Below are 9,761 nucleotides of genomic sequence, written 5' to 3' on the forward strand. Positions count from 1 at the left end.
GGCGTCCGCGCTGCCCATGTTAGACCCGCCGCTGCGCAACGGCCCTTTGTCCCAGGCCCACAAATGCAGGCTTCCTTGCGCCGATTTGCCGATTTGCCAGGCGCCCTCCGTGCGGCGGCGCTGGCATTGTTCGTGGGGCTGCCGCTGTGGGCCTCGGCCCAGGTCGGCGCGCTGGACGGGCCGGTTCGCTTCGGCATCCTGCCGCTCGGAGGCGCCTTCGAGTCGCGCAACGACTGGGACCCGCTGCTGGCCGAGCTGAGCCGCGCCATCGACCGCCCGGTGAGCGTGCTGTCGGTCAACTCGTACGAGGCGCTGGAGCAGGCCATCCAGCGCGACGAGGTCGACATGGCCTTCCTGTCGGGAAAGATGGCGCTCGACGCCGTGACCCAGCGCCGCATGAAGGTGGTGGCGCAGGTGGTGCGGCACGACGGCCTGCCCGGCTACCGGGCGCTGCTGCTGGCGCGCAAGGCGCCGCCCTTCAATTCGCTGAAGAACATGCTGGAGCAGCCGGAGCGCTGGCGGCTGGCGCGTGGAGAGAAGCAGTCGGTGTCGGGCTTCATCGTGCCGCAGCTGCAGCTCTTCCTGCCGAACCACATCGCGATGGAGACGCGCTTTCTCAGCGAGACCGTGGGCACCCACCAGACCAATGCGCTGGCCGTGGCCAACAGCGAGGCCGACGTGGCCACCAACAACTCGGCCGACTTCGAGCGCTTCAAGCTGCGCTTTCCGGCCGAGACGGAGCGCCTGCAGGTGCTGTGGGAGTCGGAGCTGATCCCGCATGCCCAGATCGTGGTGCGCCGCGAATACCCGCCCGAACTGCGCAAGCGCGTGCAGGCTTTCCTGGTCGGCTACGGCCGCGCCAAGGGGCCGCGCGGCGACGCCGAGCGCGCGGTGCTCAAGTCGCTGCACGACCTGGCTGGCTTCGTGGCCGCCGACAACAGCTCGCTGCAGCCCGCGGCCAAGCTGGCCTACCAGCTCGCCAGGCAGAACGCCATGACCGCGCAATGGGTGAACGACGCCGCGCGCCAGGCCCGCCTGCAGCGCATCGAGAGCGGCTATGCGGACCAGGTCACCGTGCTCAGGGACACGACACCGTGATGAAGCCCTTGCGTGCGTTGGTCCCGCCATGGTGGCTGCTGGCTTTTCTGGCCGCCGTGCTTGCCGGGCCCTTGATGGCCATGGCGCAGGGTGCGGGCGCCGCCGCATCGACCGAGAAGACCGACAAGGCCGCCCCCGTGCCGCCGGCCGTCAGGATGATCCGCTTCGGCGTGCTGCCGCTGGGCGGCGCTGTCGAATCGCGCGCGCTGTGGACGCCGCTCATGGCCGACATGAGCCGCAGCCTCGGCATTCCGGTGAGCGCCTATTCGGTGCCGACGTACGAGGAGCTGGACCGCGCCATCGGCCGCGACGAGATCGACATGGCCTTCCTCTCGGCCAAGATGGCGCTCGACGCCGTGATGCAGCGGCGCATGAAGGTGGTGGCGCAGATCGCGCGGCACCCCAGCGTGCCCGAGCACCGCGCCGTGCTGCTGGTGCGCAAGGACGGGCCGCTCAACACGCTCGAAGGCGTGCTCGCGCAGCCCGAGAAATGGCGGCTCGCGCGCGGCGACAGCCGTTCGGTCACCGGCTTCATCGTGCCGCAGAGCCAGCTCTTCCTGCCGCACAACATCGAGATGGAGACGCGCTTTCGCAGCGAGTTCGTCGGCACCCATCAGGCTACCGCGCTGGCGGTGGCGAACGGCGATGCCGACGTGGCCACCAACAACACCACCGACTTCGAGCGCTTTCGCCAGCAGTTCCCGGTGGAAGCCGAGCGGCTGCAGGTGGTTTGGCAATCGGAGCAGCCGCCCGGCGCGCCGATGGTGGTGCGGCGCGACTACCCGCCGGAGTTCCAGGCGCGGCTGCAGAGCTTCCTGACCGGCTATGGCAAGGCCAAGGGCGCGCGCGGCGACGCCGAGCGAGAAGTGCTGAAGACCCTGCGCGCGGCCTACGGCTATGCCGCGGCCGATGACAGCGCGCTGCTGCCGCAGGCACGGCTCGAATACCAGCTGGGCAGGCAGCGCGCCATGTCGGCCTCGTGGGTCAACGAGGCAGCACGCGAACAGCGGCTGCAGCGCATCGAGAAGACCTACGCGGAGCAGGTCGAGACCTTGCGCGCGGCCGCACGCTGACCGAACGCTGGAAGCAGCGCATCTACTCCCTTCGCCGTAGCTCCAAAACCCCGCATCTAGGCCGTTAGGCGGATTTGCCCGCCGCCGCCCGCGCCGGAAACTTCGTGTTTCTTTCAGGCACCCTTGCCGTTGACGGAGTGCGGATGAGTTGGCGAACAAAAGTGGTCTGGAGCGAGGGGATGCTGTTGCAGCCTCAGCACCTGCAGCAGAGCGAGCGTCATGCCGATCATGCGCGGCATGTGCTGCTGCGTTCGACCACCCCCTACGCCTGGGGCTTTGCCGAGCTGGAGATCGACTCCGCCGCGCTCACGCTGGGCAAGCTGGCATTGGTGCGGGCGGTCGGCGTGTTCGGCGACGGCACGGTGTTCGACATGCCGGCGGTCGATCCGCTGCCGGAGCCCATCGACATTCCTTCTTCCATGCGCGACGAGGCCGTGGTGCTCGCGCTGCCGCTGCGCCGTGCCGGTGCGCGCGAGGCCGACGCCGAGGAATATGAAGAGCTGGTGCGCCACCGCGTGCTCGAGTCCGAAGTGCCCGACTCCAACACCGCCGGCGAACGCACCGCCATGCTGCAGCTGGGCCGGCTCCACACGCGCCTGATGCGCGCCGGCGAAGCCACCGACGCCTGGACCACCATCGGCGTGGCTCGCGTGGTCGAGCGCCGTGCCGACAACCAGGTGCAGCTCGACCGCGCCATGCTGCCGCCGCTGCTCGACGTGGCCGGCCATGCCGTCATCCGCGCCTGGCTCGACGAACTGCTGGGCCTGCTGCGCCAGCGCGGCGAGGCGCTGGCGGGCCGCATGACCCAGGGCGGCACCGGCGGCGTGGCCGAGATCGCGGACTTCATGCTGCTGCAGGCCGTGAACCGCAACGAAGCCGTCTTCGCGTACCTGGCGAAGAGCGCGGTGCTGCACCCGCAGCATTTCTTCGAGCATGCGCTGGGGCTGGCCGGCGACCTCGCGAGCTTTCGCGACTCGCGCCGCGTGGCCCACTTCGGCCCCTACGTCCACGACGACCTCGCGATGAGCTTCCGCCCGGTCATGGACGACCTGCGGCGCAGCCTCTCGATGGTGCTCGAACAGTCGGCCATTCGCATCGACCTGCACGACCGCAAGCACGGCGTGCGCGTGGCGATGGTGACGGACGTGGAACTGCAGCGCAAGGCGACCTTCGTGCTCGCGGTGAACGCGAGCATGCCGAGCGAGGCGCTGCGCGCGCGCTTTCCGACGCAGGTCAAGATCGGCCCGGTCGAGCGCATACGCGATCTCGTCAACCTCGCGCTGCCGGGCGTCACGCTGACGCCGATGCCGGTGGCGCCGCGCCAGATTCCGTTCCACACCGGCGCGAACTACTTCGAGCTCGAGACGCGCAACAGCGACCTGTGGCGCCAGCTCGAGCAGTCGGGCGGCATCGCCATGCACATCGCCGGCGACTTCCCCGGCTTGGACCTCGCGTTCTGGGCGATACGTTCCTAGCCAAGCGGCCGACGGAAACGGAACACCATCATGAGCACACCTCCCGATCCCTTCGCTGCCTTCGAGTCGGAGCGCACGGTCATCAAGCCCAAGCCGCGCACGCCGGCAGGAACGCCGCCGGCCGCATCGCCTGCGCCCTTCTTCGGCGGTGCTGACCCGACGCCGGTCGCCGACGTGGGCGAACTCGGCCTGCTCAACCCGCTGGTGTCGGCCGCCGGCAAGCTGCTGGTGCTGATCGGCAAACTGCGCAACCTCGCGCAGCCGCCCAACGTGCCGGCGCTGCGCGCCTCCACCGCCGACGCCGTCAACCAGTTCGATGCCGGCGCCCGCCGCGCCGGGGTCAGCAACGAATCGGTGCTCGCCGCGCGCTACGTGCTGTGCACCGCGCTCGACGAGGCCGTCGCCAACACGCCCTGGGGCGTGCAGGCCGGCTGGAACAAGCAGAGCCTGCTGGTGCAGTTCCACAACGAGACCTGGGGCGGCGAGAAGGTGTTCCAGCTGCTGGCCAAGCTCGCGCAGGACGTGCCCACGCACCGCCAGCTGCTGGAGCTGATCTACAGCGTGCTCGCGCTCGGCTTCGAGGGCCGCTACCGCGTGGTCGACAACGGCCGCGCGCAGCTCGACTCGGTGCGCCAACGCCTCGCGGACCTGATCGCGAAAGACCGCCCGGCCGTCGAGCCCGAACTCTCGCCGCACTGGCGCGGGCAGGGCCCGGGCACGGTGCGCTTGCGCGAGTCGCTGCCGCTGTGGGTGTTCGCGGCGGGCTTCGCGCTGCTGCTGGCGCTCGCATGGTTCGGCCTGCGGCTCACGCTCAACCACCGCTCCGACACCACCTACGCCGCGGTGTCCAGCCTGCGCGCGCCCAACATCCAGATCGCGCCACCCGCGCTGCCGGCGAAGGCGCCACGCCTCGCGCGCTTTCTCGAACCCGAGGTGAAGCAGGGCCTGGTCACGGTGACCGACGAGGCCGACCGCAGCGTGGTGCGGCTGCGCGGCGACTCCTTCTTCGGCTCCGGCAGCGCCGAGCCGATGGCGCAGTCGCTGCCGGTGCTGCGCCGCATCGGACAGGCGCTGGCGGAGGTGAAGGGCGAGGTGCTGATCACCGGCCATTCCGACAACCAGCCGATCCGCTCGCTGCGCTATCCGTCGAACTGGCACCTCTCGGCCGCGCGGGCCGATGCGGTGAAGGGCGCGCTGTCGACGCTGGTCGATCCGGCGCGCATGCGCGCAGACGGCAAGGCCGACGCCGAGCCCGTGGCCGCCAACGACACGCCGGCCAACCGCGCGAAGAACCGCCGCGTCGACATCGTGCTGCTCACGGAACCCGAGCGCGTGGCCGCGAACACGGGAGCCGCGAAATGATCAAGAAAATCTTCGGCTTCCTGTTCAGCCCGCTGCTGCTGACACTGCTCGCGCTGATCGTCGTCGCGCTGCTGATCTGGTGGATCGGCCCGCTGGTGAAGATCGGCGCGCTCGCGCCGCTCGAAAGCGAAATGGTGCGCGCCATCGTCATCGGCGTGATCGTGCTGGCCGTGGTGTTGCGCGCGCTGTACCGCCGCTGGCGCGCACGCCGTGCGAGCCGGCACCTGACCGACGGCCTCATGAAGGCCCCGGCCGCCAAGGCCGATGCGCCGGTCAACGGCGAGCAGAAGATCCTCGACACGCGCTTCAGCGAAGCCGTCGCCACGCTCAAGCAGATGCGCCTGCACGCCGCCGGCAGGAAGCCGGGCTGGCGCGACTGGATGTCGATCTCTGGCGGCAGCTACCTGTACGACCTGCCGTGGTACGTGTTCATCGGCGCGCCCGGCGCGGGCAAGACCACTGCGCTGGTGAACTCGGGCCTGAGCTTTCCGCTCGCCGAGAAATTCGGCCCCGGCGCGATCCGCGGCGTGGGCGGCACGCGCAACTGCGACTGGTGGTTCACCGACGAGGCCGTGCTCATCGACACGGCCGGACGCTACACCACGCAGGACAGCCACCAGTCGGAAGACAAGAGCGCGTGGGAAGGCTTCCTGGGCCTGCTCAAGAAGGCGCGCCCGCGCCGGCCGCTGAACGGCGTGTTCCTCACCGTCAGCGTGGCCGACCTGCTGAGCCAGGGGCCGGAGGCGCGCACGCAGCTCGCGGCCTCGATCCGTGCACGCCTGCTCGAACTCGACGGCAAGCTCACCACGCGCCTGCCGGTGTACGTGCTCGTCACCAAGAGCGACCTGCTCTACGGCTTCACCGACTACTTCGACGACCTGGGCAAGGAGCAGCGTGCACAGGTCTTCGGCTTCACGCTGCCGGCCGACGAGAACCTGCAGGTCGAGGAGAAGGGGCTTTCCACGGCCTTCCACCGCGAGTTCGCGCTGCTGCACAACCGCGTGAACGACGGCCTCATCGCGCGCATGCAGCGCGAGACCGACGGCACGCGCCGCGCGGCGATCTTCGGTTTTCCGGCGCAGTTCGGCTCCATCGGCTCGCTGCTGTCCGACCTGCTCGAACAGGTGTTCGCCGGCTCGCGCTTCGCGCAGCCGCCATGGGTGCGCGGCGTGTATTTCACCAGCGGCACGCAGGAGGGCAGCCCGATCGACCGCGTGATGGGCAGCCTTGCGCGCAGCTTCGGCATCGAGCGCGCCATGCTCGCGCCGCAGAAGTCGAGCGGGCGCAGCTACTTCCTCACCTCGCTGCTGCGCGAAGTGGTGTTCCCCGAGCAGCGCCTCGCGGGCGCCGACGTGAAGCTGGAGCGCCGCCGCCACACGCTGCGCGTGATCGGCGTGACGGCGATGACGCTGGTCACCGTCGGCCTGCTCGCGGCCTGGGGCTACAGCACGCTGCAGAACATGAACTACCTGAAGTCGGTCGAGGCCCGTGTCGAGCCGGCCCGCCAGAACCTTGCGGCGCTACCCGCGCGCGTGCAGAACCTGGTCGAGGTCGCCCCCGTGCTGCAGGGCCTGCGCGACATCTGGAAGACGCCCGACAACCGCCAGGGCGACGAGCCGCTGTCGATGACGCTGGGCCTGTACCAGGGCGACAAGCTCGACGCCGCCGCGATGCTCACGCACCAGCGCGCGCTCAACGACGCCTTCCTGCCGCAGATCGCCAAGCGCATCGAGGACCAGCTGCGCACCGCGCAGAAGGACAACCTCGAGTTCACGTACGAGGCGCTCAAGAGTTATTTGATGCTCTACCAGCCCGAGCACTTCGACGCCGAGGCGCTCAAGGCCTGGATCACGCTCGACTGGTCGCGCAACCTCGACCGCGGCATTCCCGAAGACCAGCGCAGGCAGCTCGAAGACCAGCTTGACGTGCTCATCGCCCAGGGCCCGCCGCGCTCGCCGCTCAAGATGGACGAAAACCTGGTGCGCAGCGTGCGCGCCGTGCTCGCGAGCTACCCGCTGGAGCAGCGCGTGTTCAGCCGCCTGAAGCGCCAGCGCGCCACCAAGGACATTCCGGCCTTCAGCGTGGCCAACGCCACCGGCCCCTCGGGCCCACTGGTGTTCGAGCGCATCAGCGGCAAGCCGCTGTCCGATGGCGTGCCGGGCATGTTCACCTACGACGGCTATCACAAGCGCTTCCAGAACGAAGTGACCGTGCTCACCGGCCTGCTCGCCAACGAAGACCCGTGGGTGTTGGGGCAAGACCGCAACGCCGCCGACCGGCTGCGCGACGTGGCCGCGCTCGGCGCGCTGACCGACCGCGTGCGCCGCCTCTACCTGGAGGAATACGTCAAGCAGTGGGAGGCGCTGCTCGCCGACGTGCGCCTGATCCGCGTGAGCGGGCTGGAGAAGAACATCGAGACCGCGCGCATCCTCTCGGGCGTCGATTCGCCGCTCGCGAACTTCCTGCGCGCCGTGGTCAAGCAGACCACGCTGATCCCCGCGGCCGACGCCAGCAAGGACGTGGTCAGCAAGGCCACCGAGACGGTGCGCAACACCCGCAAGGGCCTGGAGGACCTGTTCGGCAGCGACCCTGGCCGCCAGGTAGCGCCGGGCAAGCGCATCGAGAGCATCGTGGACGACCGCTTCGAGTCGCTGCGCCGCCTCGTCACCGCGGGCGGCCCCAACCAGCCCGCGCCCATCGACGACGCGCTCAAGCTCTTCAACGAGGTGTACGTGTACCTCAATGCGGTCGACACGGCGGTGAAGGGCCGCACGTCGCCGCCGCCCGGCGACGTGGCCGGCAAGCTCAAGTCCGATGCGGGCCGGCTGCCCGAGCCGGTGCGCTCGATGGTCGAGAACCTGAGCCAGGCCGGCGCCGCACAGGCCCAGGTGGCCGAGCGCGGCAACCTGAGCCAGGACCTGCGCCCGGTGGCCGAGTTCTGCGCGCGCGCCATCGCCGGCCGCTACCCCTTCGTGCAGGGCAGCAAGCGCGACGTGCTGCCCGAGGACTTCGGCCAGATGTTCGGCCCCGGCGGGTTGATGGACGACTTCTTCCAGAAGCGCCTGGCCGCCATCGTCGACACCAGCACGCGCCCGTGGCGCTACAAGCCCGTGGCCGAGCGCGGCGCCATCACCACCCAGGCGATCGCCCAGTTCGAGCGCGCCGCGCGCATCAAGGAAATCTTCTTCCGCGGCGGTGGCCGGGGCCCGTCGATGCGGCTGGATTTCAAGCCGGTGGAGATGGACGCGGGCATCACCCAGTTCATCCTCGATGTCGATGGCCAGCTCGTGAAATACGCGCATGGTCCTGTCGTGCCCATGGCCGTGCAGTGGCCGGGACCGAAGGGCAGCAACCAGGTGCGCATCCAGGTGAGCCCGCCGTCGACCACCGGCAGCTCGGGCGCGGCGGTGGACGGGCCGTGGGCGCTGTTCCGCGCATTGGACGACGGGCAGCTCGAAGCGGGCGATGCGCCAGAGAAGTTCTTCATCACCTTCCAGATCGGCGCGCGCAAGACGCGCTTCGAAGTGACGACGAACAGCGTGCAGCATCCGATCCGACTGCGCGAGCTGCGTGAGTTTTCTTGTCCGGAGGGGTTGTGAGCGTTGAGTCTTCATCGCCGCTCTTTGCATCGACCGCGTTGCCGGGGTGGTTCGGCAAGCTGCCGGGCATGGGCGACTTCGCGCATCGCCGGCTGCCTGAGTCGTTCCGTGCGGTGTGGGACCAGTGGCTGCAGCGCGGCATGTCGCGGCTGCGGGATCGGCATGCGGATTGGATCGATCGGTACCTGGAAGCGCCCATCTGGTGCTTTGCGCTGGGGCGGCAGGTGGCGGGGGAGCAGGCGTGGGTCGGGGTGCTGATGCCTTCGGTGGATGGAGTGGGGCGGTACTTTCCGTTTGCGCTGGCCATCGAGCTCGATGCTTCGGCGCCTGGGTGTTTGCAGGGGGAGGCGCTGGCTGCTGCGTTGCGGTGGTGGGCTCATGCGACGCAGGCTGCGTTGGAAGGGCTTGATGGGGATCTGGATGCTTTGCGGTTTGATGCTGTGTTGCATCGGCTGTTTGTCGAAGGCGTTTCTTCTGATCTGCCTGAGGGGTCGGTTGAATCGCTGGACTTGCCTCCGGCGGGGGCTTCGCTCTGGTTGAGTGATCCTGCTGCGGAGCATGGGGTTCGGATGTTGAGTACCGGGTTGCCTCGGGATGAGCAGTTTGAAGCGTTGTTCCTCGGCTTTGCGGAGGAGGGGTGAGATGAGTGCCTCTCTTCGTTATGTTTCCCGGGGCCGGGTCTCGCCCCGGCAGGCGACTTACTTTCTTTGCTTCGCCAAAGAAAGTAAGCAAAGAAAGGCGACCCCACTGTCTGCGACCCTTCGCTTCGCTTCGGGCAACCTGCGGTGCTCGCGTTTCGCGGGGTCCGCAGAACTCGCTTCGCTCAAACAGCTGCGGCCCTTATCCGCGAAACGCTGCGCTCCTCGGCGCAGCCAGAGGGGAGGGGAATCCTCCCGGGCCTTTGCTTCGCTCGGCCCTTACGCGGCTGCAGGCGCTGCGCGCCTGCAGCCGCCCCCCGCCGAGCGCAGCGATGGCGCGTTCGGTTTCCAAATCCCTTCTGGCTGTGCCGAGGAGCGGAGCGGCTCGCGGATCAGGGCCCGCCCTTGTCTGAGCGAAGCGAGTTTGGGCGGGACCCCGCGAACCGCGAGCACCGCAGGTTGCCCGAAGCGAAGCGAAGGGTCGCAGACAGCAGGGTCGCCTTTCTTTTGCCTACG

6 protein-coding genes are annotated in these 9,761 nt (G+C 69.1%); all 6 read left to right on the forward strand.

All coding sequences use genetic code 11. From position 1 onward, the window contains the following. Nucleotides 1-63: 63 nt before the first annotated feature. On the forward strand, nt 64-1,098 hold the full coding sequence (gene phnD, locus PMI12_RS05435; RefSeq protein ID WP_007829957.1) for a phosphate/phosphite/phosphonate ABC transporter substrate-binding protein: 1,035 nt from the start codon (nt 64-66) through the stop codon (nt 1,096-1,098). Further along, nucleotides 1,098-2,171 (forward strand): phosphate/phosphite/phosphonate ABC transporter substrate-binding protein, encoded by a 1,074-nt coding sequence (gene phnD / locus PMI12_RS05440; protein WP_007829958.1) that lies wholly within the window; start codon nt 1,098-1,100, stop codon nt 2,169-2,171. The genes phnD (PMI12_RS05435) and phnD (PMI12_RS05440) overlap by 1 nt, the downstream gene beginning before the upstream one ends. Before the next feature lie 143 nt (nt 2,172-2,314). Then, a complete protein-coding gene (gene tssK / locus PMI12_RS05445) occupies nt 2,315-3,646 on the forward strand; it encodes a type VI secretion system baseplate subunit TssK (RefSeq protein ID WP_007829959.1) in 1,332 nt (443 codons plus the stop codon). A gap of 30 nt (nt 3,647-3,676) precedes the next feature. Further along, nucleotides 3,677-5,008 (forward strand): DotU family type VI secretion system protein, encoded by a 1,332-nt coding sequence (locus PMI12_RS05450; protein WP_007829960.1) that lies wholly within the window; start codon nt 3,677-3,679, stop codon nt 5,006-5,008. Beyond that, nucleotides 5,005-8,607, forward strand: a complete 3,603-nt coding sequence (gene tssM, locus PMI12_RS05455; protein WP_007829961.1) for a type VI secretion system membrane subunit TssM — start codon at nt 5,005-5,007, stop codon at nt 8,605-8,607. Before PMI12_RS05450 ends, tssM begins: the two co-directional genes overlap by 4 nt. After that, nucleotides 8,604-9,248 (forward strand): type VI secretion system-associated protein TagF, encoded by a 645-nt coding sequence (gene tagF, locus PMI12_RS05460; RefSeq protein ID WP_007829962.1) that lies wholly within the window; start codon nt 8,604-8,606, stop codon nt 9,246-9,248. The genes tssM and tagF overlap by 4 nt, the downstream gene beginning before the upstream one ends. Nucleotides 9,249-9,761: the final 513 nt, after the last annotated feature.

The organism is Variovorax sp. CF313, from assembly GCF_000282635.1.
GTDB lineage: Bacteria > Pseudomonadota > Gammaproteobacteria > Burkholderiales > Burkholderiaceae_C > Variovorax.

Bases quoted from the DNA above. Each gene is read 5' to 3' on its own strand.
- phnD (WP_007829958.1), top strand. From the start codon at position 1,098: ATGAAGCCCTTGCGTGCGTTGGTCCCGCCATGGTGGCTGCTGGCTTTT.
- tssK (WP_007829959.1), top strand. From the start codon at position 2,315: ATGAGTTGGCGAACAAAAGTGGTCTGGAGCGAGGGGATGCTGTTGCAG.
- PMI12_RS05450 (WP_007829960.1), top strand. From the start codon at position 3,677: ATGAGCACACCTCCCGATCCCTTCGCTGCCTTCGAGTCGGAGCGCACG.
- tssM (WP_007829961.1), top strand. From the start codon at position 5,005: ATGATCAAGAAAATCTTCGGCTTCCTGTTCAGCCCGCTGCTGCTGACA.
- phnD (WP_007829957.1), top strand. From the start codon at position 64: ATGCAGGCTTCCTTGCGCCGATTTGCCGATTTGCCAGGCGCCCTCCGT.